Source organism: Mesorhizobium japonicum MAFF 303099, from assembly GCF_000009625.1.
Classification (GTDB): domain Bacteria; phylum Pseudomonadota; class Alphaproteobacteria; order Rhizobiales; family Rhizobiaceae; genus Mesorhizobium; species Mesorhizobium japonicum.
This window is the reverse complement of sequence record NC_002678.2, coordinates 4,255,040-4,277,244: the sequence shown is the minus strand read 5'-3', so window position 1 is coordinate 4,277,244 and position 22,205 is coordinate 4,255,040. Positions and strand designations below refer to the sequence as shown.

General features: G+C 64.8%; 19 protein-coding genes and 1 pseudogene. 9 read left to right on the top strand and 11 right to left on the bottom strand.

The genetic code is table 11. The features are described 5' to 3' along the window. Positions 1-29: 29 nt before the first annotated feature. From MAFF_RS21925 to MAFF_RS21915, 3 genes are all read right to left on the bottom strand, one after another. Positions 30-1,622 (bottom strand): peptide chain release factor 3, encoded by a 1,593-nt coding sequence (locus tag MAFF_RS21925; protein ID WP_010913158.1) that lies wholly within the window; start codon positions 1,620-1,622, stop codon positions 30-32. Between the two features lie 100 nt (positions 1,623-1,722). Beyond that, complete coding sequence (locus MAFF_RS21920; RefSeq protein ID WP_010913157.1) at positions 1,723-2,652, bottom strand: haloalkane dehalogenase; 930 nt, start codon at positions 2,650-2,652, stop codon at positions 1,723-1,725. Continuing rightward, positions 2,649-3,242 (bottom strand): TetR/AcrR family transcriptional regulator, encoded by a 594-nt coding sequence (locus MAFF_RS21915; protein ID WP_010913156.1) that lies wholly within the window; start codon positions 3,240-3,242, stop codon positions 2,649-2,651. The genes MAFF_RS21920 and MAFF_RS21915 overlap by 4 nt, the downstream gene beginning before the upstream one ends. 127 nt (positions 3,243-3,369) lie before the next feature. Here MAFF_RS21915 and MAFF_RS21910 point away from each other — a divergent pair, with 127 nt between their 5' ends. After that, positions 3,370-4,437 (top strand): NAD(P)/FAD-dependent oxidoreductase, encoded by a 1,068-nt coding sequence (locus MAFF_RS21910; RefSeq protein WP_010913155.1) that lies wholly within the window; start codon positions 3,370-3,372, stop codon positions 4,435-4,437. Here the strand turns inward: MAFF_RS21910 and MAFF_RS21905 are convergent. The 3 genes from MAFF_RS21905 to MAFF_RS21895 form a co-directional block, all read right to left on the bottom strand. Beyond that, complete coding sequence (locus MAFF_RS21905) at positions 4,431-5,804, bottom strand: amidase (RefSeq protein WP_010913154.1); 1,374 nt, start codon at positions 5,802-5,804, stop codon at positions 4,431-4,433. The two genes, MAFF_RS21910 and MAFF_RS21905, sit on opposite strands and share 7 nt — an antisense overlap. Positions 5,805-5,961: 157 nt before the next feature. Then, entirely contained in the window at positions 5,962-6,762 is an 801-nt protein-coding gene (locus tag MAFF_RS21900) for a class II glutamine amidotransferase (protein ID WP_010913153.1), read from the bottom strand. A gap of 15 nt (positions 6,763-6,777) precedes the next feature. Further along, positions 6,778-7,026: a DUF6356 family protein gene (locus tag MAFF_RS21895; protein ID WP_010913152.1), complete on the bottom strand. Its 249-nt coding sequence runs from the start codon at positions 7,024-7,026 to the stop codon at positions 6,778-6,780. A gap of 113 nt (positions 7,027-7,139) precedes the next feature. Here MAFF_RS21895 and MAFF_RS21890 point away from each other — a divergent pair, with 113 nt between their 5' ends. From MAFF_RS21890 to MAFF_RS21870, 5 genes are all read left to right on the top strand, one after another. Then, positions 7,140-7,610: an Lrp/AsnC family transcriptional regulator gene (locus tag MAFF_RS21890; RefSeq protein ID WP_010913151.1), complete on the top strand. Its 471-nt coding sequence runs from the start codon at positions 7,140-7,142 to the stop codon at positions 7,608-7,610. Positions 7,611-7,706: 96 nt separating this feature from the next. Further along, complete coding sequence (dut, locus tag MAFF_RS21885) at positions 7,707-8,192, top strand: dUTP diphosphatase (protein ID WP_010913150.1); 486 nt, start codon at positions 7,707-7,709, stop codon at positions 8,190-8,192. Continuing rightward, positions 8,192-8,851: an HAD family hydrolase gene (locus tag MAFF_RS21880; RefSeq protein WP_010913149.1), complete on the top strand. Its 660-nt coding sequence runs from the start codon at positions 8,192-8,194 to the stop codon at positions 8,849-8,851. The genes dut and MAFF_RS21880 overlap by 1 nt, the downstream gene beginning before the upstream one ends. A gap of 71 nt (positions 8,852-8,922) precedes the next feature. Then, positions 8,923-9,777: a hypothetical protein gene (locus MAFF_RS21875; protein WP_010913148.1), complete on the top strand. Its 855-nt coding sequence runs from the start codon at positions 8,923-8,925 to the stop codon at positions 9,775-9,777. Between the two features lie 74 nt (positions 9,778-9,851). Further along, complete coding sequence (locus MAFF_RS21870; RefSeq protein ID WP_010913147.1) at positions 9,852-10,655, top strand: isocitrate lyase/PEP mutase family protein; 804 nt, start codon at positions 9,852-9,854, stop codon at positions 10,653-10,655. A 27-nt stretch (positions 10,656-10,682) separates the two neighbouring features. Here the strand turns inward: MAFF_RS21870 and MAFF_RS21865 are convergent, their stop codons facing one another. Next, entirely contained in the window at positions 10,683-11,381 is a 699-nt protein-coding gene (locus MAFF_RS21865) for a sulfate transporter family protein (RefSeq protein ID WP_010913146.1), read from the bottom strand. Positions 11,382-11,475: 94 nt separating this feature from the next. Further along, positions 11,476-12,379, bottom strand: a pseudogene (locus MAFF_RS21860) (DMT family transporter). Between the two features lie 246 nt (positions 12,380-12,625). Between MAFF_RS21860 and MAFF_RS21855 the strand changes: the two are divergent. Together MAFF_RS21855 and MAFF_RS21850 are read left to right on the top strand one after the other, a co-directional pair. Continuing rightward, on the top strand, positions 12,626-13,618 hold the full coding sequence (locus tag MAFF_RS21855) for an adenosine kinase (protein ID WP_032932780.1): 993 nt from the start codon (positions 12,626-12,628) through the stop codon (positions 13,616-13,618). Positions 13,619-14,038: 420 nt separating this feature from the next. After that, positions 14,039-14,731, top strand: coding sequence for an antitoxin Xre/MbcA/ParS toxin-binding domain-containing protein (locus MAFF_RS21850; protein WP_010913142.1), 693 nt, complete (start codon positions 14,039-14,041; stop codon positions 14,729-14,731). A gap of 53 nt (positions 14,732-14,784) precedes the next feature. Here the strand turns inward: MAFF_RS21850 and MAFF_RS21845 are convergent, their stop codons facing one another. After that, positions 14,785-15,870 (bottom strand): sensor domain-containing diguanylate cyclase, encoded by a 1,086-nt coding sequence (locus MAFF_RS21845; protein ID WP_032932778.1) that lies wholly within the window; start codon positions 15,868-15,870, stop codon positions 14,785-14,787. 178 nt (positions 15,871-16,048) lie between these two features. Further along, the gene (locus tag MAFF_RS21840) at positions 16,049-18,328 is read right to left on the bottom strand and encodes an NADP-dependent malic enzyme (protein WP_010913140.1); all 2,280 of its coding nucleotides are present in this window, start codon (positions 18,326-18,328) and stop codon (positions 16,049-16,051) included. 214 nt (positions 18,329-18,542) lie between these two features. Between MAFF_RS21840 and mutS the strand changes: the two genes are divergently transcribed. Further along, a complete protein-coding gene (mutS, locus tag MAFF_RS21835; RefSeq protein WP_010913139.1) occupies positions 18,543-21,272 on the top strand; it encodes a DNA mismatch repair protein MutS in 2,730 nt (909 codons plus the stop codon). Here the strand turns inward: mutS and MAFF_RS21830 are convergent, their stop codons facing one another. Beyond that, positions 21,273-22,118, bottom strand: coding sequence for an aldo/keto reductase (locus MAFF_RS21830; RefSeq protein ID WP_010913138.1), 846 nt, complete (start codon positions 22,116-22,118; stop codon positions 21,273-21,275). Positions 22,119-22,205 lie beyond the last annotated feature (87 nt).

Below are 22,205 nucleotides of genomic sequence, written 5' to 3'. Positions count from 1 at the left end.
TCCCTTGTGGGAGAAGGAAGAACCACAGCTCACGCCGCCTTGTCGCGGACCTGGTAGTCCTTGATGGTGGCGAAGCGGATCGCTTTCCAGCGCTCGGCTTCGTAGTTCAGCGAGAAGGCGTGCTGGGCCAGGAACACCGGGTCGTTGTCGAGGTCCCTGGCGATGTCGCCGCGATGCGCCTCGATGAAGCGAAGCGTCTCGGCCTTGTCGTCGGCCGAGATCCAGCGGCAGACGGAAAAGCGCGACATTTCGAATTCGACCGGCAGTGTGTATTCGAAGTTCAGCCGCTCTTTCAACACGTCGAGCTGCAGGGCGCCGACGACGCCGACGATGGCCGGTGAGCCATCCTCGGGCGAGAATAGCTGCACGACGCCTTCCTCGGCCATCTGGTGCAGCGCTTCCTTGAGTTTCTTCGCCTTCATGGCGTCGCCGAGGCGCACACGGCGCAGGATTTCCGGCGCGAAGTTCGGCACGCCCCTGAAAAGAATTTCCTCGCCCTCGGTCAGCGTGTCACCGATGCGCAGCGTGCCGTGGTTGGGAATGCCGACGACGTCGCCGGCAAAGGCTTCATCCGCCGTGACGCGGGTGCGGGCGAAGAAGAACTGCGGCGCCGACAGGCTCATCGGCTTGCCGGTTCGCACCAGCTTGGCCTTCATGCCACGCTCGAGCTTGCCCGAGCAGACGCGCACGAAAGCGATACGGTCGCGGTGATTGGGGTCCATATTGGCCTGGATCTTGAAGACGAAGGAGGTCATCTTGTCCTCGGTCGCCTCGACCTTGCGGGCGTCGGCCTCCTGCGCGCGCGGCGGCGGGCCGAAGGCGCCGAGCGCCTCGATCAGGTCGCGCACGCCATAGTTGCGCAGCGCCGAGCCGAAATAGACCGGCGTCAAATGGCCCTCGCGGAAGGCATCAATATCAAGCGGCCGGCAGGCTTCGCGCGCGAGCTCCAGTTCCTCGATGAAGGCCTCGCGCTCGTTCTCCGGCAGCAGCCCGGCGACGCGGTTGGAATCGGGACCGTTGACCGGCGTGCGTTCCTTCTCGTCGTCGCCCTTGCGCACCGCGTTCAGCGCCAGGTGATAGGTGCCGGAAAACGTCCTGCCGCGGCCGATCGGCCAAGTGATGGGTGCGGTGTCCAGCGCCAGCTTCTGCTCGATCTCGTCCAGAATCTCGAACGGATCGCGGCTTTCGCGGTCCATCTTGTTGACGAAAGTGATGATCGGGATGTCGCGCAACCGGCAGACTTCGAACAGTTTCAGCGTGCGCGGCTCGATGCCCTTGGCGGCGTCGATGACCATGACGGCCGAGTCGACGGCCGACAGCGTGCGGTAGGTATCGTCGGCGAAATCCTCGTGGCCGGGCGTGTCGAGCAGGTTGAAGACATTGTCTTCATACTCGAAGGTCATCACCGAAGTGACGACCGAAATGCCGCGCTCGCGCTCGATCTTCATCCAGTCGGACCGGGTCTGGATCTTGTCCTTCTTGGCCTTGACCTCGCCGGCAAGCTGGATGGCGCCGCCGAACAGCAGCAGCTTTTCGGTGAGCGTCGTCTTGCCGGCGTCGGGGTGCGCGATGATCGCGAAGGTGCGGCGGCGCGCCACTTCCTCTGGTATTGTTTCGGGCATTCGCTGGGATTTCCGTGTGACAGGCCGGGCTTCTAGCAGCGTAGTGCCGGGCTGTCGACCGGTCCGGCGGCGCGGACGCCGCCGGATGCCATGGCTTGCCTCAGGCCAACTCGTCCGTCTGGTTCGCCAAAACGACCTCCGGAAGCCAGCTGGCGATAGCGCGGCCTATCGCATCGGCATGATCCTCCTGCAGATAGTGCGCACCAGGCCCGAGATTGATGAAACTGCAATTCTTCAAACCGGCCGCGAATTCGCGCGCGGCCTGCGGCCCGATCAGCGCCCCGGGATCACCCGCGAACAGCAGTTTCGGATAGGTGGACAGCCGCAGCGCGCGATGGTCGTGCGCGCTGATGGCGGCAACGTCGGCGGGCTGACCCTCGATGGGCATTTCCCGGGGCAGGCGCAGCACCGGCTTGCGCGATTGCGGCGTCGGGAACGGCGCCCGGTAGACGTCCATCTCGTCGTCGCTCATCGCGCGCAACACCGAGGCCGGCAGCACTTTCTCAACGAAGACATTGTCTTCCAGGACCAGCTTTTCGCCGACGCCGGGCGTGCGCAGCGCCTTGAACATTTCGCGAGCTTGCGGGCGCTGGTGAAAATCCTCCCAGCGCTCGAAGGGCCGGATGAATTCCATGAAGGCGAGGCCGAGGACGCGCTGCGGCCGCCTTGCCGCGAGATGGAAGGCAAGGGCCGTGCCCCAATCCTGCGCAACCAACAGCACATCCCTGATGTCCAGGGCGTCGAGGAAGGCGTCGAGATAGCGGACATGGTCGAAGAAGCGATAGTCGATATCGGGCTTGCCGGACTGGCCATAGCCGATCAGGTCAGGCGCGATGCAGCGGCCGAACGGCGCGACATGGGGGATGATGTTGCGCCAGATATGGGACGAGGTCGGGTTGCCATGCAGGAACAGCACGGTCGGGCCGGACGCTCCCGCCTCGACATAGGACATGGTCGAATCGAGTATGGGAATCTGCGAACGTTTCGGCGCGGTGGCGACCGGCTGAGGCGGGTTGGCTTTCGAACTCATGGGGTCTCCTTTGCAAACGCTGTGTTGAAGATGATTTTCTTGAACCGCTCGAGCGGTTCGGGGCTGCGCTCGACCTTCATGCGCAGCATGGCGCCCTGCCAGGACGACAGCAGGAAGTCGGCGAGGTCCTCGGCCTCGAAGGTCTTGGCGATGTCGCCGGCCGCCTGGCCTTCGGCGATGCAGACGGCGAAGGGCTGGCGCCAGCGCTCGAAGATGGCGACGAGTTGCACGCGCAACGGCTCGCTGTGCACCGCTGCCTCGAGGCTGAGATTGCCGATCATGCAGCCGCGCGCCCAGTCATGCGCCTCGAGCTTCGAGGTGATGACGTCGAGGTAGCGGCGCAGCCTGCCTATGGGCGGCGTGCCGTCCTGCGCCAGCGCAGCCTCGACCAGCCCACTGACATAGGTGAAGTAGCGGTCCAGCACTTCGCCGGCGAACGCCTCCTTCGAGGCGAAATGATTGGTGAAGGATCCCGGCCGGGCGTCGGCGGCGGCAACGATGTCGCGCACGCCGGCGGCGGCATAGCCTGAATTCCAGATGGTCCGGAAACCGGCGTCGAGAAGTTTTTCGCGGAGTGATTGTCTAGCCATATCCAAATAATACGTACGTACGTATTTATGTCAAGCGCATCTTTTTACCGTATCCGATGTTGGCAAGTGACGAGCGGGGTGGCACTGCAAGAGCGTCCTCGGCGGACAATCAGGTAAAGGAGCGAACATGGCTGCGGCGAAACAAGTGATCGTCATCGGCGCCGGCATCATCGGCGCCTCGATCGCCTGGCATCTGACAAGGGCAGGCGCACAGGTCACGGTCGTTTCCGAAAGCGGCGCAGGTGGCGTCGCGACGCCCAATTCCTTTGCCTGGATCAACGCCAGCTGGGGCAACCCCGAAATCTATTTCCGGCTGCGCATCCGCGCCATGGCCGAGTGGAGGCGACTGGCCAATGAACTGCCTGGGCTGCCGCTCGCCTGGTGCGGCGGGCTATGCTGGGACCTGCCGGCCGACAGGCTTGAGGCTTACGCGGCCGAACATTCCTCATGGGGCTACGGCATCGAACGCGTTGGCCGCGAGCGGGCGGCGCAAATCGAACCCACCCTCGTCGAGCCTCCTGAATTCGCCGTTTATGTCGCGGAGGAAGGCGTGGCCGAACCAGTTGCGACGGCCAGGGCCCTGCTGACGGATGCCGAACGGCATGGCGCGCGGGTCGTTGCCGGCACGGTCTCGGCGCTGGCCCAGACCAATGGCAGGACGACCGGCGTGGACACATCGCATGGGGTGATTGCCGCCGACGAGGTGGTGATCGCGGCCGGCGTCGGCTCGCCAGACGTTGCCGCGACGGCCGGCATCAAGCTGCCTATCGAAACGCCACCTGGCCTGATCGTCCATTCGCGGCCCTACAAGAGGCTGCTCAACGGCCTGGTGCACGCCGAGAGGCTGCATATGCGCCAGACGGCAGAGGGCCGCATTATCGCCGGCTCGGATTTCGCCGGCGGCGATCCCGGCCAGAACCCCGAAGCGACGGCACGCGACCTGTTCGCGGTGACGAAGGCGGCATTGCGCGGCGCCGAGGAGCTGGAACTCGATTTCCACACCATCGGCTACCGCCCCAATCCGATCGACGGTTTTCCGATCATCGGCCGCGCCAAGGACGGGCTCTATGTCGCGGTCATGCATTCGGGCATCACGCTGGCGCCAGCCGTCGGCCTGTTTGCGGCCCGGGAAATCCTCGACGGCGAGCGCGACCCGCTGCTTGCCCCCTATGGATTGTCGCGCTTTGCTCAGTAGCCGGGCGGACGGCGAAAGCCGCCGGTGAGCGGCTCGATCGCCGCCGCGACACCGAGCAGCCGCGCCTCCGACCAGCGTTTGCCGACGAGTTGCAGGCCGATCGGCAGGCCGTCGCGATCTTCTCCGCACGGCATCGAAAGTGCCGGATGGCCGCTGTAGTTGAAGACGGCGCCATAGGCCGGCAGCATCCAGTAGTCCTGATCCTTGCCGTCGACCTTGATCGGTGTACCCGGCTCGCAATGCGGAAAGGCCGTGGTCATCGCCACCGGGCAAAGCAGCGCGTCATAATTGTCGAAGAACTGGTCCCAGGTGAGAATGGATCGGTCGCGGCGGGCGAGCGCTTCGAACCAGCGCGAGACCGGTGTCGGCCGCTCCGGCGGCTCCGGCTGTGCGGCCTCCATCATCACGCCGATCAGCGCCCCGCCTTGCGCGAGATCGTCGCGCAGATCGAGGTTGGGCAGTTTCGCATCCGCGACGATCGCACCAGCGTCTTGCAACTGCCTTGCGAGCTTTTCGACCGCAACGCCGATATCGCCGGCCACCGGGAAGCCGGGGAAGGACGGCGCAAAGGCGATGCGCAATGTCTTCAGGTTGAGCTTCGGCATGGCCACGACCGGCACCGGCGCCAGATCGGTGTCTCGTCCATCCGGCCCGGCGATGATTTGATAGATCAGCGACAGATCGTCTACGCCGCGCGCCAGCGGGCCGAGGCAGGACATCAGCCGCACGCTGCGCGCGGCATCGCCTGGATTTGGGAAGGCGCCGGCCAGCGAGACGCGGTGTTCGGTCGGCTTCAGGCCGTAGACGCCGCAGAAGGCGGCCGGCAGCCGGATCGAATCCTGCATGTCGGTGCCGACATCGAACGGAGTCATGGCGGCCGCCACCGCCGCCGCGGCGCCGCCGCTGGAGCCACCCGCCGTACGCTCAAGGTTCCATGGATTGCTGGTGCGCCCGAACAGCGGATTGTTCGACTGCCAGTCCGACAGCATAGTGGCGACATTGGTCTTGGCCATCAGCACACCGCCGGCCGCCTTCAGTCTCGCAACGACCGGGCTGTCGTGGCTCGCGACATAGTCGGCGAAGGGCGGGAAGCCGACCGTGGTTTTCATGCCAGATGTCTCGTGCATGTCCTTCAGCGTGAAGGGAACGCCGTGCAGCGGCCCGGGCGTGGCGCCGCGCGCGAGTGCCGCGTCGGCCTTCCTGGCGCATTCGTACGCGCCCTCCCTGTCGAGCGAGATGACGGCGTTGACGCCTTCGTTGTGCCGGTCGATCTGCGCCAGATGGGCATCGAGTGCTTCGACGGCAGAGATTTTGCGACGAGCGATGGCGGTGGCGAGTTCGATGGTCGAGGAGAAGACGGGATTCATGATCAAGGCTCCGGCTTGGCCGCGCTCATCCGATCAAGATGGCGGAGAGCGGCGCGGCTTCAAGCGGAGTTGAGCATTGGAAGGCTGGCTGGGTTTGATCGAAATTGCGCCGTCTGTTGAGGTCGGCGCTCTATGGCCCGCGGCGTTGCAAGTGCGACTAGACGGCCAGAGCCAGCCTGGCCGATGCGGGCGCGAAAGGACGGATGGCCATGCCATCCCCAGTCATGGTGACGAAGCTCGACGGTGGGATCGCCTGCCAGTCTCCACCCTCGCGATCAAAAGGTTCGGAGACGATGCAGCGGCCGCCGCCTTTGCGTAAGGAGGAGGTGTAGAGCGTCGGCGCATGGGCGTCGGTGGCATAGCGCACCGCGTGCAGCGCCTGCCCATCCGAGAAGGCGGCGGTGAGCTTCAGTGCCGGTTCGAGGCCGGCGCGGCACGAGGCTTCGAGCACGCGGGCAGTGGCGCGCGAGACCGCGCCTTGCGGGTCGCCAGTCAAGCCCTCGTCGATCATCAGCAGGAAGAACAGTTCGGAATCGGTGGTGCCTTCGCGCTGGTCGAAGACGGTGTCGGACAGCGAATTCTCCAGCGCGCGGCGGATCTTCTCGAAGCCGCCGATCTGACCATTGTGCATGAACGACCAGGAACCGGAGATGAAGGGATGACAGTTCATGCGGCTGGTTGCGCCGCCTGTGGAAGCCCGCACATGGGCGAGGAACAGGCCGGATTTGATCTGCCGGCACAGGCTTTTCAGGTTGGGATCGGACCAGGCCGGCAGGATGTCGCGGTAGAGGCCGGGCTCAGGCCGGTCGCCATACCAGGCAAGGCCGAAACCGTCGCCATTGGTCGGCGACTTGGCTTCCTGTGCACAATGGCTCTGGGCGATCAGCGAGTGGCAGGGCGCGGTCAGAATGTCCTCGAGAAAGACCGCTTCACCGAAATAGGCCGCCCACCGGCACATCGCTTCTGTCGTCCTCTAGGCGCGATCCGGAAGAGCCGCCGGCTCCTTGGTCGCGTGTGTGCCTCTGTTGTGCGTCCGCTCGTAGAGCTCGCGGACGATTCGGCTGGCGGTAGTCTCGAAGAGAAATGGCAAGAAAGCGTGAACGAGAGCGGCGCCGGCCGCCAGCAGCAGGCGCGAGGAGAACCAGGCTGCAAAGGCCATATGGCCGAAATAGGTTTCGCCGACCTTGGCGGGATGAGAAGTGAAGATGCTTGCGACCGACATTGAGATCCCCTTCAGCGCTTGCGTTCCGATATGAGTATCCTGACACGCTTCGCCGGTTCATCGGTCTCAAAATGTCCTTGTATTTTGTCACTCCGTGGGACAAACATCCCAACATGGCGCTGGATATCGATGAAATAGACCGAAAACTGCTTGCCGAATTGCAGCGCGACGGCACGTTGTCGGTCGACCAGCTGTCGGAACGGGTGGCCTTGTCGCGCAATGCCTGCTGGCGCCGGGTCAAGCGGCTGGAGGAAGATGGTGTTATTACCGGGCGCGTGGCGCTGGTCGATGCCGACAAGCTCGGGCTTGGCCTTTCGGTGTTCATTCTGGTCCGTACGTCCAACCATGATCCCGACTGGTTGCAGAAGTTTCGGGCGGCGGTGACCGGCTTTCCCGAGATCACCGGCGTCTACCGCATGTCCGGCGACCTCGATTATGTCCTGCGCGCCCGCGTTGCCGACGTGAAGGCCTATGACCGGCTCTACCAGCGGCTGATCGCCAAGGTGGCGCTGTCCGACGTATCCGCCTCCTTCGTCATGGAGGAGATCAAGGAGACGACAATTGTTCCAATGGAAGTGCGCTAAAGCGTGCTCAGGTCATAGTGATGCCTGAAAGAAAGCCGTTGATAGCGGCGCGGGCGAATTGACCGAATCGGCAATCGCGCCGATAGGATCGATTTTATGCGCGCAGCTCTCCAAAACTCCTCTGTCATCGGTCCGACTGTCGGCTTCGTCAGATTGCCGCATGCTGAAGGACTTCCCCTCCCCGCCTATGAAAGCACCGGCGCCGCCGGCATGGATCTTCGCGCCGCGGTACCCGACGACCGGCCGCTGCTGATCCTGCCTGGGAAACGCTCCTTGGTGCCGACCGGGCTGATCCTGGAGATCCCCGAAGGCATGGAAGGTCAGGTGCGGCCGCGCTCCGGCCTTGCTTTCAAGCACGGCCTGACCGTCCTCAATTCCCCCGGCACGGTCGACAGCGACTATCGCGGCGAGGTGAAGGTGCTTTTGATCAATCTCGGCGACGAGGATTTCGCGGTGACGCGCGGTATGCGCATCGCCCAGATCGTTTTCGCTGTTGTGACGCAGGCGGCCGTCGAGGAGCGTTCGCTGGCCGGCGGCACGGCACGCGGTTCGGGCGGGTTCGGATCGACCGGCACCGTCTGATGCAAATACCCAAGCTTGTGATCTTCGACTGCGACGGGATTCTCGTCGACACGGAGAATCTCGCCAATCGACGCCTCGCTGAATGGTTGACGGCTGCCGGCTATCCGACAAGCTTCGAATATTGCCGCAAGAATTTCTCCGGCCGCAGCATGGCCTCGGTCCAGAAAGAGATCGAGGAGACGACCGAGGTCCGGCTCGGCGCCGATTTCGTCGAGCGTTGGAATGCCGGCCTGCCGGACCTGTTTTCCCATGGCGTCGAGGCAATCCCTTACGTCCGCGAGTTCGTCGAAGCGGTGCGCGCGGCCGGCATTGCCTATTGCGTCGCCACGTCGGCCAGGATTTCGAAGATGCACATCACGCTTGGCCAGACCGGACTGTTGCCGCTGTTCGAACATGCGATGTTTTCGTCGACCATGGTCGGGCGCGGCAAGCCGTTCCCTGACCTGTTCCTGCATGCGGCCAAGACCATGGGCTTCGCGCCGGCCGATTGCATCGTCATCGAGGACAGCGTCGCCGGCACGCAGGCCGGGATCACCGCCGGCATGCGGGTGTTCTCCTATCATGGCGATCCCCATTCCGACCGCGATGGCCTGATCGAGGCCGGCGGCATCCTGTTCGACGACATGCGCGAACTGGCCGGACTGGTGCCGATCCACTGATCCGGTTCCAGCACGGCTGCGCGATGCTGGAACCCGTGCTAGCGTGAGTGGCCTGATCTTGGGGGGCGCCCATGCCAACGAACCTTTTCCGCTTCATCCTCGCCGTGATGTTGCTGCCGTTCTTGTGGACCGCCGCTGGCGCGCAAGCCGTCAGCTTTCCGGACCTGGGCAGCCCGCTGCCCGGCCGCAACGATGTCACCTATCTCGACCTGGCCAAATTGGTCATCCCTAGCCTCGCCGCGAACGGGGACGGTTTCTACAAGGGCGGATTGCCGATCGAGATGCGCCACATCGAGGGACCGGATGGCGGCGGTTCGCCGCCGGAGACATCCAGCTTCCCCAATGCGGCCGTGCTTCCTATCAAGGCCGGCGGCAAGGACCGGCTGGCGATGCTGTTCGACCTCGGCGATTCTCCCGACAGCGCCGAGGGTTATGCGGTGCTGGCGCTCTACGACGTCACGGCCAAGCCGAAACTGCTCGATGCGGTCAATGTCGCGGTCGACCGCAGCACCTATTTCCGCGAACCGAACAAGCTTTCGATCGACGCCGGCGACGACATGCTCATCACCATGAGCACGCATTTCAATTCGAGCCAGGGCTATGTGATCACGCCGCTGATCATGGTCCGCGACGACAAATTCGAGCTGATCGACATGATCTACACGTTCGACGAAAGGCTCTGCGCCTATAGCCGCAAGCAGGATATGGCCTTCCAGACCATCGCCGCCGGCCAGCTCTATGCCGCCGTCAAGGTGACGGTGACCGACAGCACCGTGCCAAGCGATGAAAACTGCGACGACGCGCCGCCCGAAGCGTCGTCGCACGATATTTCCGTCACCTATCATTGGGACAAGAAGACATCGCGCTACGTCAAGGATTCCGACGCATTCGAGAAATTGGCAGCAGAGAACGAGAAACGCTTCTGAACCAAGCGCATTCATTTGCCCGGCCGAAGGCGGCGCGATAGCATCCGTCCCGACACTCGTGATGGGGAGCATTCATGGACAAGGGCAAGATCTTTCGCGACCTGCATGCCTCGACCTTCGTCATGCCCAATCCCTGGGATCCGGGCACGACCAAGCTGCTCGGATCCTTCGGCTTCAAGGCGCTGGCGACGACCAGCGCCGGCTTTGCCTTTTCGCGCGGCCTGCCGGACGGCGCGGTGACCTTCGAGCAGATGATCCATCACTGCCGCGAGGTGACAGCGGCGACCGGCTTGCCGGTCTCGGCCGACTTAGAGAAGGGCAAGGGCGACAGCGCCGAGCGGGCCGCCGAAACCATCTTCGCGGCAGAAGCCGCAGGCCTTGCCGGCTGCTCGATCGAGGACCACACCGGCGATCCCGACAGGCCGATCTATGATTTCTCACACGCGGTCGAGCGCGTGGCGGCGGCGGTGGAGGCGGCGCGGGCCTTGAGACGCGATTTCGTCTTCACGGCGCGGGCCGAGAATTTCCTATGGGGCAAGTCCGATCTCGACGACACCATCAAGCGGCTGCAGGCCTTCGAGAAGGCCGGCGCCGACGTGCTCTATGCGCCTGGGATCGGCGACGTCGAGATGGTGCGCACGCTGTGTTCGGCGGTCAGCAAGCCGGTCAACGTCATGGCAAAACCGGGCTTCACCATCGCCGATCTCGCAAAGGCCGGAGTGAAGCGCATTTCGCTCGGACCGTGGCTGACCAATTTCGCCTATGGCATGCTGGAGACGGCGACGCGCGAAATCCAGCAGGACGGCACGTTCGGCTTCACCCGGGCCGCCATGCCATTCGGCAAATTGCAGGCGCTGTTCGGCAAATCCCAGGATTAAACGGCGGCCGTCGCATGACGACTGCGGTCACCGGCTACTTTCGCGGGCCGAAATGGCCTTGTGCAGATGCACCATCATGGCGGCGGCGAAGAGCGGCGTCAGCAGATTAAGCAGCGGCACGGCAAGGAAGGCCGCGATGACCAAGCCGGCGAGAAACACTGTGCCGGCATACTGCCGACGCAGAGCCCTGGCTTGGTCCTCGGGGCGAAAGCGCATGGCGGCGAATTCGAAGAATTCGCGGCCGAGCAGATAGCCGTTGACGATGAAGAAGGCGGCGATGTTGATGCCCGGCACCAGCAGGAGCATGAGCGCCAGGATGTTGCCGAGGATGACGACGCCGAGGAATTTTATCGCCAGCAGCAGCGAGCGCAGCGCCGGCATGGCGCGCCCGACCGGGTCGCGGGGATAGTCGGTGCGCTCGACCACTTCGGCGACATCGTCGAGGAACAGGCCGGCGATCACTGCCGTTACCGGCGCGACGAGCAGCGCCATACCGAAGGCAAGCGCTATCGCCGCTATGATGCCGCCCAGCCAGCCGGCCCAGGACGGTATGCCCGGCAGCAAGGTCTGGAGCCACGGCAAAGCCAGCCACTCGACAAGGCTGGTCAGGCCGAACCACAAGGCGACCAGCGCCAGCACGGTCAGGCCCAGCGTCTTGATGAACACGGCGCGAAACGGCGGCGAGAGCAGCTCGAGGGCCGCAATGCGGGCAGCGTCGAAAATCACCGTGCTTCAACCCCAGGTCAGCGAACACCGCCGACAGGCGGGACGCTCCCCGAGATAGGCAGCGCGAGGCTAGAGCACAAGTAAATCGGGGCGCCTAACGGGTGAAGGCCGGCTTACGGACCGGAATGGTCATGGCCGCGACGCCGGCCACGACGAAGGCCATGCCCAGCCATGCCGTCGGCCCCAGGCTTTCGCCGAGGAAGATGGCGCCGATGCCGACGCCGATCGGCACGCGCAGATAGGCCTGCGACGTCGTGCCGACGGACCCCAGCGTGTGGATGAGGCGGAAATAGATGACGAAGGCGAGCGCGGTCGAGAACACCGACAGGCCGAGCAGGGCCAGGATCGACGCCGTCGACGGCGTGAGCGCCCAGGGCTGATCGGCCACCAGGCTGAGCGGCACCAGCATGACCGCACCGCACAGCATCGAGCCGGCCGCCGGCAGCATCGGATCGAGGCCCTTGAAGCCTCGGCCGAAGATGGCGGCGCCGGCATAGCAGATCGTTGCCGCGACGATGGCGACCTGCGCCCACAATTCGTGGCCGATGCCACCCAGCGCCTCGGTGCCGACGATGAGGCAGATGCCGGCTATGCCGGCGCCGACACCGATCAGCTTGCGTGCCGTGACCGGCTCATGGCGGGTGATCAGAGCGGTGAGGAGGAAGGTGAAGATCGGCGAGGTTGCATTGAGGATGGTCGCGAGGCCGGCATCGACCGAGCGCTCGGCCGCAGCGATCAACGTGAACGGTATGACGCTGTTGAGGCAGGCCTGGAAGGCGAAGCGGCGCCAGGTGGCGGTATCGCCCGGCATGGCAAGTCCGCGCCAGCGGATGATAGCAAACAGGATGCCGCCGGCGATCAAGGTGCGGGCGGCGATGAAGGTGACTGGGTGGGATGGTCTCGACGCCGATCTTGATGAAGGTGTAGGAGGCTCCCCACAGCACCGCCAGCACGCCGAGCAAGGTCAGGTCGGTTGTCGTATTGTTCTTTGTAGACATGGAGACTGGCTGGCCTTGATGGGTGATCGGCAGAGCCAGCTTGTAAGCGACAGGCAGACGAAATGTTTCGGCCACGGTCGAATTGTCGTAGCGCCTGGCGTGTCGCGCGCCAGGGTTCGTTGCAATTCAGATCGGGCCGGCATCACCTGAATATCAACATGCCCTAGGCAAAGCCGTTGCGAATCGCTAGACCCGCGCCCGGCCGGCATGGCAAGAAGCCGGCTCGGGTTTTTGGCGGAGACATTGATGCCGGATTATGACGTGCTTTGCATCGGCAATGCCATTGTCGACATCATCGCCCAGTGCGAGGAGGAATTCCTCGAAACCAACGGCATCATCAAGGGCGCGATGAACCTCATCGACACCCACCGCGCCGAATTGCTCTACAGCCGCATGGGTCCGGCGATCGAAGCCTCCGGCGGCAGCGCCGGCAACACGGCGGCCGGTGTTGCCTCCTTCGGCGGCCGCGCCGCCTTCTTCGGCAAGGTCTCCAACGATGGGCTGGGCGAAATCTACACGCACGACATCCGCGCACAGGGCGTCGCCTTCGACACCACGCCGCTTCAGGGTGAGCCGCCGACGGCACGCTCGATGATCTTCGTCACCCCCGATGGCGAACGCTCGATGAACACCTATCTCGGCGCCTGCGTCGAGCTCGGACCGGAGGATGTCGAGGCCGACAAGGCCTCTGGGGCCAAGGTCACCTATTTCGAAGGCTATCTGTGGGACCCGCCGCGCGCCAAGGAGGCGATCCGGCAGACGGCCAGGCTGGCACATGCCGCAGGCCGCGAAGTCTCCATGACGCTGTCGGATTCGTTCTGCGTCGACCGCTACCGCGACGAATTCCTCGACCTGATGCGCTCGGGCACGGTCGACATCGTCTTTGCCAACAGCCACGAGATCAAGTCGCTCTACCAGACATCGTCCTTCGACGAGGCGCTGGCCAATATCCGCAAGGACTGCAGAATAGCCGCCGTCACCCGCTCGGAAAAAGGCTCGGTCATCGTGCGCGGCGACGAGACCGTGGTCATCCAGGCGACGGCGATTCGGGAGCTGGTCGACACGACGGGCGCCGGCGACCTCTACGCCGCCGGTTTCCTGCACGGCTATACGCAAGGCCGCGACCTCAAGACCTGCGGCGACCTCGGCTCACTGGCAGCCGGACTGGTGATCCAGCAGATCGGCCCAAGGCCGCGGCAGAACCTGCGCCGCGAGGCGGAACAGGCTGGGTTGCTGTAGGGGCCGATTTCCCGCCGGCACTCTTCATACCCTCACTGTCGGCCGCTGCCCTTCGCAGGCTCCCAGCCTTTCGGGCGTTCAGCCCCTTCAAAAGGTCCACTGGACCTTTTGATCCGCCCAAAGGCGGACCGGGTCTTCACCGTTCGAAGCTCGAAAAGCCAAGCAATTGGCTTTTCGTCCGCTGCGCGGACCGCTTCTCACCGTCGCGCAGTTGTCACATATCGCTCCTACACGGAATCGGGAGCGTCCCGTGACTGACATTTCGGCGCGCCCGCAGCCAGATGGGATGTTGAAAAGATGCAAGACAGCAAGCTGTCGGGCGGCGCGATCCGTCGCCGCCATGATTTTCGTTTTCCGCAGTAGACATTCAGCAATCGGCCGCGGCAGAGGGAGGAGCGCGCGCGGCCGGAAGACAGATGCATGAGCAGATTTCAGACAACCGGTCTTGGACAGGACGAATTCGCGGAGATGGTCGCGGAGGACGTCGAACGTGCGCTTGCCCATTATGACGAAGCCATAAACCAGTCCACCATGGTCTCGGTCGGCAAGATCGCCGGCAGCATAGCATCCGCCGTCACCTTGCTGTCGCCGAAGCACCAGCGCGCCATCGACGCCATCCATGCCGACCTTCCCGGCCTTGCCTCGAAATTCGTGCGCGCGCTGGCGGCCGAAGCCGCGCGCCGCAGCGAAGCCGGCGTCACCGATATGCCGACGGCGTTGCCGGCCGATGAAACGCTTGCCGCGCCGCCACGGTCCGACGACCTCGAATCGATGCTGATCGAGGACTGGGCCGGCCGTGTCGCCGGCTCGACCTATCTGGAGGAAAACCTGCGCATCGCCCGCTCGACCCTGCACCGCTGGCAGAGGCGCGGCGACGTCATCGCCTTGCGCAAGGGCGGCCGCAAGCACGTCTTCCCGCTGGCGCAATTCGTCGACGGCAGGCCGGTCGCGGGCATAAGCGACGTGCAGTCGCTGATCGGCAATCCGCGACTGACCTGGCTGTGGCTCACGCGCCCGGCAGCACAACTCGACGGCCGCATTCCGATCGATCTGCTGCGGCAGGACCAGATCGAGGAAGTGGTCGAAGCGGCACGAGCGTTCGCGCCGAGCTGAAGCCCGCGCGGTCAACCCTTGGGTTTCGGAATCGGCATAGTTCGCGCCGATGGCTACGCCGTCTTGCGAAGGCGAGGCCTGGACGACGGCTGTTGCGGCGCCATTTCGCTCGCGGTGACCAGCCGGTTTCGGCCGCTCTTTTTGCCGACGTACATCAGCCGGTCGGCGAGCGCGATCAGAGTGTCGCAATCGGCGGCTTCCGCCGGATACATGGCCACGCCGACGGTGCAGCCGACCTGGATGGCGCCATTGGGCGTGGGAACCTTGATCCGCAGCCTTTCCAGGATGCGTTCGGCGACGCGCACGGCCTTCTGCCGTGCCAGTTCGGTGTCGGCCGAGAACAGGAAGGCGAACTCGTCGCCGCCGAGCCGGGCGACGAAATCGGCACTGCGCAGGATCGAGCGAAGCTGGCTCGACACGCGCTGCAGCAGCGCATCGCCGGCCTCGTGGCCGAGTGTGTCATTGACCTCCTTGAACCGGTCGAGGTCGATGAACAGCAGCCCGGCCGCCTCGCCGGTGGCGCCGCAGCGGGCGACGACCGATTTGAGCTCGTTGTGGAACGCACGCCGGTTGGGCAGGTCGGTCAAGGCATCGTGGTTGGCCGAATGGTCGCTCTGCTGCTTCGCCACCTCGATCTCGCGCTTTTGCGCGGAGAGTTCCTCGTTGGCGGTCTTCAGATCGAGGACCAGCTGGGCGTTGAGGTCCTCGACGACCTTGCGGTCGCTGATGTCGACAACAAAACCTTCCAGAAATTCGAGTTCGCCGGCTTTGTCCCAGACACCGCCGCCGATCTCGCGGACCCAGAGCGGTTCGCCGGCCCTCGGCACAATGCGATAGTCGACGTTCCAATTGCGGCGCGCCTCGAGCGCGGCGTCGACGGCGGCATAGACCGACGGCAGGTCATCCGGGTGGATGGCCGAGACATAGTCGCGCACTGCGTTGTGGATGAAATCGCTCGGCCGATAACCGCTGACGGTGAAGATGCCGTCGCTGATATAGAGCATGGTGTAGGACGCGTCGTTGCGGCAGCGATAGAGATAACCGTCCATGCGGCCGGTAATGCTGAGCAGCGCGTCCAGGCGCTCGTCGTGGTAGACCCCCGGGCCGACCGTGGATACGGAAACTCCGTCATGCTTCATGGCCGCACCCCCAATTAGCGGTCTGAGCGCGCCGTGGATGCCGTTACGGCATGCCGGCAAGAGCTTCCGTATATCAGCTGAATCTTATCAATCTGTTATGGGGAGCCGGCGGCGTCTTGGGCGGCGCCGCGTTCGGAACGCCAGATTGTTGGCTTCCGACCTCTACGCGGACCGCCCCTCAAGTCCCGGCCGTGTACGCGGCGATCGCCGCCATGTTGACGATGTCCGAGTCCTTGGCGTTCAGCGAGACGATCTGCACCGGCTTGTTCAGACCGACCAACAGCGGGCCGATCACCGTCGAGCCGCCGAGTTCCTGCAGCATCTTGGTCGAGATCGAGGCCGAGTGGAAGGCCGGCATGATCAGCACATTGGCCGGGCCGGTGAGGCGGATGAACGGGTATTGCGCCATGGCGCGGGCATTGAGCGCGACATCGGCGGCCATTTCGCCGTCATATTCGAAATCGACGCGGCGCTTGTCGAGGATGCGCACGGCCTCCTGGACGCGCTCGGAACGTTCGCCCTGCGGATGGCCGAAGGTGGAATAGGCGAGCATGGCGAGCCTCGGCTCGTAGCCCATGCGTCGAGCGAAGCCTGCCGCTTCCTCGGCGATGTCGGCGATCTGCTCGGCGTTCGGCATGTCGTGCACGGCAGTGTCGGCGACGAGCACAGTCTTGCCCCGCGCCAGCACGATCGAGACGCCGATGACGCGGTGGCCGGGCTTGGCGTCGATGACGCGGCGGATGTCGTCGAGCGCGGTCGAATAGTTGCGGGTCACGCCGGTGACGATGCCGTCGGCGTCGCCCAGCGCCACCATGCAGGCGGCGAAATGGTTGCGGTCGTTGTTGATCAGGCGCTGGCAGTCGCGGAACAGGAAGCCTTTGCGCTGCATGCGCTCGTAGAGATAGTCGGTGTAGATGCCGTTGCGGCGCGACAGCCTTGCATTGATGATCTCGATGCCTTGCTTGTTCAGGTCGATGCCGGCGTGCTTGGCGTTTTCCTTGATGACATCGTCGCGGCCGAGCAGGATGGCGGTGCCGAGCCGCTGGTTCACATAGGAAACGGCGGCGCGCATCACCTGCTCCTCCTCGCCCTCGGCGAAGACGATGCGCTTGGGTTGGCGCCGCACGCGGTCGTAGATGCGCTGCAGGGTCGAGGCGATCGGGTCGCGGCGGGCCGACAGTTCCTGCGCATAGCGGTCAAGGTCGAGGATCGGCTTGCGGGCGACGCCGGACTCCATCGCCGCCTTGGCCACCGCCAGCGGAATGGCCGAGATCAGCCGCGGGTCGAACGGCACCGGAATGATGTAGTTGGGACCGAATTTCGGCCGGTTGCCCTGATAGGCGGCAGCGACGTCGTCGGGCACGTCCTGGCGCGCCAGTTCGGCCAGCGCCCGGGCAGCGGCTATCTTCATGTCTTCATTGATGGTGGTCGCCCGCACATCCAGCGCGCCGCGGAAGATGTAGGGGAAGCCGAGCACGTTGTTGACCTGGTTCGGATAGTCCGAACGGCCCGTCGCCATGATGGCGTCGGTGCGGATCTCGGCCACTTCCTCCGGCGTGATTTCCGGATCGGGATTGGCCATGGCGAAGATGATCGGGTTCTTGGCCATCGACTGCACCATGGCGGTGGTCAGCGCGCCCTTGGCCGAGAGCCCGAGGAAGACGTCGGCGCCGTCGAGCGCGTCGGCAAGGCTGCGTGCCTCGGTCTTGACCGCATGCGCCGACTTCCACTGGTTCATGCCTTCGGTGCGGCCCTGGAAGACCACGCCCTTGGTGTCGCACAGGATGATGTTTTCGGGCGCGAAGCCCATCGCCTTCATCAGCTCGATGCAGGCGATGCCGGCGGCGCCCGCGCCGTTGCAGACCAGCCTGGTGGTCTTCATGTCGCGGCCGGTGATCTCCAGCGCGTTGATCAGGCCGGCGGCCGAGATGATGGCGGTGCCATGCTGGTCGTCGTGGAAGACAGGGATGTCCATCAGTTCGCGCAGGCGCTGCTCGATGATGAAGCACTCCGGCGCCTTGATGTCTTCCAGGTTGATGCCGCCGAAGGACGGCCCGAGGAAGCGCACGCAGTTGATGAATTCGTCGGCATCCTCGGTATCGACCTCGAGGTCGATGGAATCGACATCGGCGAAGCGCTTGAACAGCACCGCCTTGCCTTCCATCACCGGCTTGGAGGCCAGTGCGCCGAGATTGCCGAGGCCAAGGATGGCGGTGCCGTTGGAGATGACGGCGACCATGTTGCCACGCGTCGTATAGTCGAAGGCGCGGCTGGGGTCTTCGGCGATGGCGCGCACCGGCACGGCGACGCCTGGCGAATAGGCGAGGCTCAGATCGCGCTGCGTCGTCATCGGCTTGGTGGCGACGATCTCCAGCTTGCCAGGCCGGCCCATCGCATGGAATTCGAGCGCTTCCTGCGCGCTGACGGACGGACCGTTGTTCTCGGTTTTCCTGGCCATGATGCTTTTGATTTCCTCGCCGGTGCAGCACCTCCTTGAAGCGGGTGCTTTGTTTCGGTCCGAATTAAGACCACGCGCCGCCGCGTGTAAACCGCCAGCGCGCCGGAATCGCAGGCCGAGGGGCAATTGCTTACAAACGATCGCCTCGGTCTTCCCCTGCTTTTCGAAGCCCCGGCATTAAACCCGGCCGCCACATCTGCTAGCGTGCCGCGCCATGAACATGCACAGCCCGAACGAGCCCGACGCCCCCGAGGTGATGACGACGCCGCAGCCCGGCACGGCCGCCGTCACGCCGATGATGGAGCAGTTCATCGAGATCAAGGCGGCGAACCCGGATTCGCTCTTGTTCTACCGCATGGGCGATTTCTACGAGCTGTTCTTCGACGACGCCGAAAAGGCGAGCCGGGCGCTGGGCATCGTCCTGACCAAGCGCGGCAAGCACCAGGGCCACGATATCCCGATGTGCGGCGTGCCGGTGCATGCGGCCGACGATTATCTGCAGAAGCTGATCGGCCAGGGATTCCGCGTCGCCGTCTGCGAGCAGATCGAGGATCCGGCCGAAGCCAAGAAGCGCGGCTCCAAATCGGTGGTGCGCCGCGACGTGGTGCGGCTGGTGACGCCGGGCACCATCACCGAGGACAAATTGCTGGCGCCGTCGGAATCGAGCTTCCTGATGGCGCTGGGGCGGGTGAAGGGCGGCAGCGACCACTCCTTTGCGATTGCCTGGATCGACATCTCGACCGGCGCCTTCCGCGTCGCCGAGACCACCGCCGACCGGCTGCTCGCCGACATCTTCCGCGTCGATCCGCGCGAGCTCATCGTCGCCGAGCCGGTGTTCCATGATCCTGAGCTGAGGCCGGTGTTCGACGTGCTCGGCCGCGTCGCCAACCCGCAGCCGCCATCGCTGTTCGATTCGGCCTCGGCCACGGGCCGCATCGCCCGCTTCTTCGACGTGGCGACGCCGGACAGCTTTGGTACGTTTTCGCGCGCCGAACTGTCGGCGATCTCGGGCGCCATCGCCTATGTAGAGAAGACGCAGAAGGCCGAGCGTCCGCCGCTGTCGCGGCCGGAGCGCGAGGAGCAGGGTTCGACCCTGTTCATCGATCCGGCGACGCGCGGCAATCTCGAACTCTTGCGCACGCTCTCGGGAAGCCGCGAGGGCTCGCTGTTCAAGGCGATCGACCGCACGGTGACCGGCGGCGGCGCAAGGCTGCTCGCCGACCGGCTGATGGCGCCGCTGACCGACCCGGCGGCGATCGGCGCGCGCCTGGATTCGGTGTCGTTCTTCCGCACCGAAACCCGGCTTTGCCAGGCGGTGCGGGCGAGCCTGAAGAGCGTCGCCGACATGCCGCGCGCGCTGTCGCGGCTGGCGCTCAACCGCGGCGGCCCACGCGACCTCGGCGCGCTGCGCGCCGGCTTCGAGGCGGCCGGCGCCATCGTCGAAATCTTCGCCGCAACCGCCCTGCCCCAGGAGTTGGCGGAGGCGATGGCCGCCATCCGGGCGCTGCCGCAGGCGCTTGCCCAGCACCTGATTCAGGCGCTGGGCGAGGAATTGCCGCTTTTGAAGCGCGACGGTGGTTTCCTGCGCGGCGGCTATCACCCGGAACTCGACGAGATGCGGGCGCTGCGCGACGAATCGCGGAAGGTAATCGCCGGGCTGGAGCGCTCGCTGATCGAGGAGACCGGCATCCGTTCCCTGAAGATCCGGCACAACAATGTGCTGGGTTACTACATCGAGGTGACCGCCAACCATCATGCGATCATGACCGGCAGCGATGGCGCCAAGGCGCGCTTTATCCACCGCCAGACCATGGCCAATGCCATGCGTTTCACCACGACCGAGCTTGCCGAACTCGAGACCAAGATCGCCAACGCCGCCGACCGCGCGCTCGGCATCGAACTGGCGGCCTTCGAGGCGCTGACGGCGCAAGCGGTCGGCGAGGCGGAAAAGATCCGTGCCGGCGCCGATGCGCTGGCAGCAATCGATGTCTCGGCGGCACTTGCGCTGCTTTCGGAAAGCGAAGCCTGGTGCCGGCCGGTGGTGGATTCGAGCCTTGCCTTCGAAATCTCCGGCGGCCGGCATCCGGTGGTCGAGCAGGCCTTGCGCCGTTCGGGCGAGGGACCGTTCGTCGCCAATGATTGCGACCTGTCGCCGGAGGGGAACGCCAAGAACGGCGCGATCTGGCTGCTGACCGGCCCGAACATGGGCGGTAAATCGACGTTTCTCAGGCAAAACGCGCTGATCGCCATCCTGGCCCAGACCGGCTCCTTTGTGCCGGCAACATCGGCCCATATCGGCGTCGTCGACCGGCTGTTCTCGCGCGTCGGGGCTTCGGACGATCTGGCGCGCGGCCGTTCGACCTTCATGGTCGAGATGGTCGAGACGGCGGCGATCCTCAACCAGGCCGGCGAACGGGCGCTGGTGATCCTCGACGAGATCGGCCGCGGCACCGCCACCTTCGACGGCCTGTCGATCGCCTGGGCGGCGGTCGAATACCTGCATGAGAAGAACCGCTGCCGGGCGATCTTCGCCACCCATTTCCACGAAATGACCTCGCTCGCCGGCAAGCTGGCGCGGCTCCACAACGTCACCATGCGGGTCAAGGAATGGGAAGGCGACGTCGTCTTCCTGCACGAGGTCGGCAAGGGTGCCGCCGACCGCTCCTATGGCGTGCAGGTGGCGCGGCTCGCCGGCCTGCCGGAAGCGGTGGTCGACCGGGCCAAGCAGGTGCTGCACCAGCTGGAGGAAGGCGAGGTTTCCGGCAAGACCAACCGGCTGGTCGACGACCTGCCGCTGTTTTCCGTGGCCATGAAGCGGGAGGCGCCGAAGCCGGTGAAGAGCGACGCGCTCGGCGCCGCCCTCGGCGACATCAATCCCGACGAGATGACGCCACGGGAAGCGCTGGAGGCGCTCTACCGGCTGAAGGGACTGGCGGGGAAGTAGTCAGATCATCTCCAGGCCACGCTTGCGGGTCGGTGGCGGGAACGCACGGTCGAGGTCGGTGATGTCCTGCGGCGTAAGCTTGATGTCGAGCGCCGCAAAATTCTGGCGGACATGTTCCTGGCTGCTGGCCTTTGGAATGGCGATGATGCCGTCCTGATGCATCACCCAAGCCAGCGCGATTTGCGCGGCAGTCGCATTGTGGCGGGCGGCGACGGCATCAAGCCCAGTATTGCGCGCCAGCGCGCCCTGCTCGACCGGCGAATAGGCCATCAGTGGAATGCCTCGCTTGCGGCTCCAGGGCGCCAGATCGAACTCGGGGCCGCGCCGGACGAGATTGTAAAGCACCTGGTTGGTCTGGACGTTGCTGCCGTCGGGCAAGCCGGCCAGATCGTCCATGTCCTCGGTGTCGAAATTGCTGACGCCCCAATGGCGGATCTTGCCGGCCTTCTTCACGGCCTCGAAGGCCTCGACCGTCTCGGCCAAAGGCACGCTGCCCGGCCAATGCAGGAGGTAGAGATCGATGCGGTCGGTGCGCAGGCGCTTGAGGCTGTTCTCGCAGGCGCGCTGCACGCCCGCGTGCGACGCGTTCGATGGCAGAACTTTCGAGACCACGAAGACCTCGGCGCGGCGCCCGGCAATGGCTTCAGCCACGACCTCTTCGGCGCCGCCGCTGGCATACATTTCGGCGGTGTCGATCAGTGTGAGGCCAAGGTCGAGGCCGAGTTTGAGAGCGTTCACCTCATCGGCACGGCGACGCGAATCCTCACCCATCTTCCAGGTGCCCTGGCCGAGCACCTGGACGGTTTCGCCAGAGGGCAGCGTGGTGGTTCTGACGGTGGATGGCATGGCAGGCTCCGTTCGAGGCCGAATCGCATCACAGGGCAGGCGAGAAATCCAAAGGCGTTTCTCGCCCAAATCTCCCCGTCGCGAAAG

What these genes read in the sequence shown, in the direction of transcription:
- MAFF_RS21925 (WP_010913158.1), bottom strand. Translation starts at nt 1,622, where the DNA reads ATGCCCGAAACAATACCAGAGGAAGTGGCGCGCCGCCGCACCTTCGCG.
- MAFF_RS21920 (WP_010913157.1), bottom strand. Translation starts at nt 2,652, where the DNA reads ATGAGTTCGAAAGCCAACCCGCCTCAGCCGGTCGCCACCGCGCCGAAA.
- MAFF_RS21915 (WP_010913156.1), bottom strand. Translation starts at nt 3,242, where the DNA reads ATGGCTAGACAATCACTCCGCGAAAAACTTCTCGACGCCGGTTTCCGG.
- MAFF_RS21910 (WP_010913155.1), top strand. Translation starts at nt 3,370, where the DNA reads ATGGCTGCGGCGAAACAAGTGATCGTCATCGGCGCCGGCATCATCGGC.
- MAFF_RS21905 (WP_010913154.1), bottom strand. Translation starts at nt 5,804, where the DNA reads ATGAATCCCGTCTTCTCCTCGACCATCGAACTCGCCACCGCCATCGCT.
- MAFF_RS21900 (WP_010913153.1), bottom strand. Translation starts at nt 6,762, where the DNA reads ATGTGCCGGTGGGCGGCCTATTTCGGTGAAGCGGTCTTTCTCGAGGAC.
- MAFF_RS21895 (WP_010913152.1), bottom strand. Translation starts at nt 7,026, where the DNA reads ATGTCGGTCGCAAGCATCTTCACTTCTCATCCCGCCAAGGTCGGCGAA.
- MAFF_RS21890 (WP_010913151.1), top strand. Translation starts at nt 7,140, where the DNA reads ATGGCGCTGGATATCGATGAAATAGACCGAAAACTGCTTGCCGAATTG.
- dut (WP_010913150.1), top strand. Translation starts at nt 7,707, where the DNA reads ATGCGCGCAGCTCTCCAAAACTCCTCTGTCATCGGTCCGACTGTCGGC.
- MAFF_RS21880 (WP_010913149.1), top strand. Translation starts at nt 8,192, where the DNA reads ATGCAAATACCCAAGCTTGTGATCTTCGACTGCGACGGGATTCTCGTC.
- MAFF_RS21875 (WP_010913148.1), top strand. Translation starts at nt 8,923, where the DNA reads ATGCCAACGAACCTTTTCCGCTTCATCCTCGCCGTGATGTTGCTGCCG.
- MAFF_RS21870 (WP_010913147.1), top strand. Translation starts at nt 9,852, where the DNA reads ATGGACAAGGGCAAGATCTTTCGCGACCTGCATGCCTCGACCTTCGTC.
- MAFF_RS21855 (WP_032932780.1), top strand. Translation starts at nt 12,626, where the DNA reads ATGCCGGATTATGACGTGCTTTGCATCGGCAATGCCATTGTCGACATC.
- MAFF_RS21850 (WP_010913142.1), top strand. Translation starts at nt 14,039, where the DNA reads ATGAGCAGATTTCAGACAACCGGTCTTGGACAGGACGAATTCGCGGAG.
- MAFF_RS21845 (WP_032932778.1), bottom strand. Translation starts at nt 15,870, where the DNA reads ATGAAGCATGACGGAGTTTCCGTATCCACGGTCGGCCCGGGGGTCTAC.
- MAFF_RS21840 (WP_010913140.1), bottom strand. Translation starts at nt 18,328, where the DNA reads ATGGCCAGGAAAACCGAGAACAACGGTCCGTCCGTCAGCGCGCAGGAA.
- mutS (WP_010913139.1), top strand. Translation starts at nt 18,543, where the DNA reads ATGAACATGCACAGCCCGAACGAGCCCGACGCCCCCGAGGTGATGACG.
- MAFF_RS21830 (WP_010913138.1), bottom strand. Translation starts at nt 22,118, where the DNA reads ATGCCATCCACCGTCAGAACCACCACGCTGCCCTCTGGCGAAACCGTC.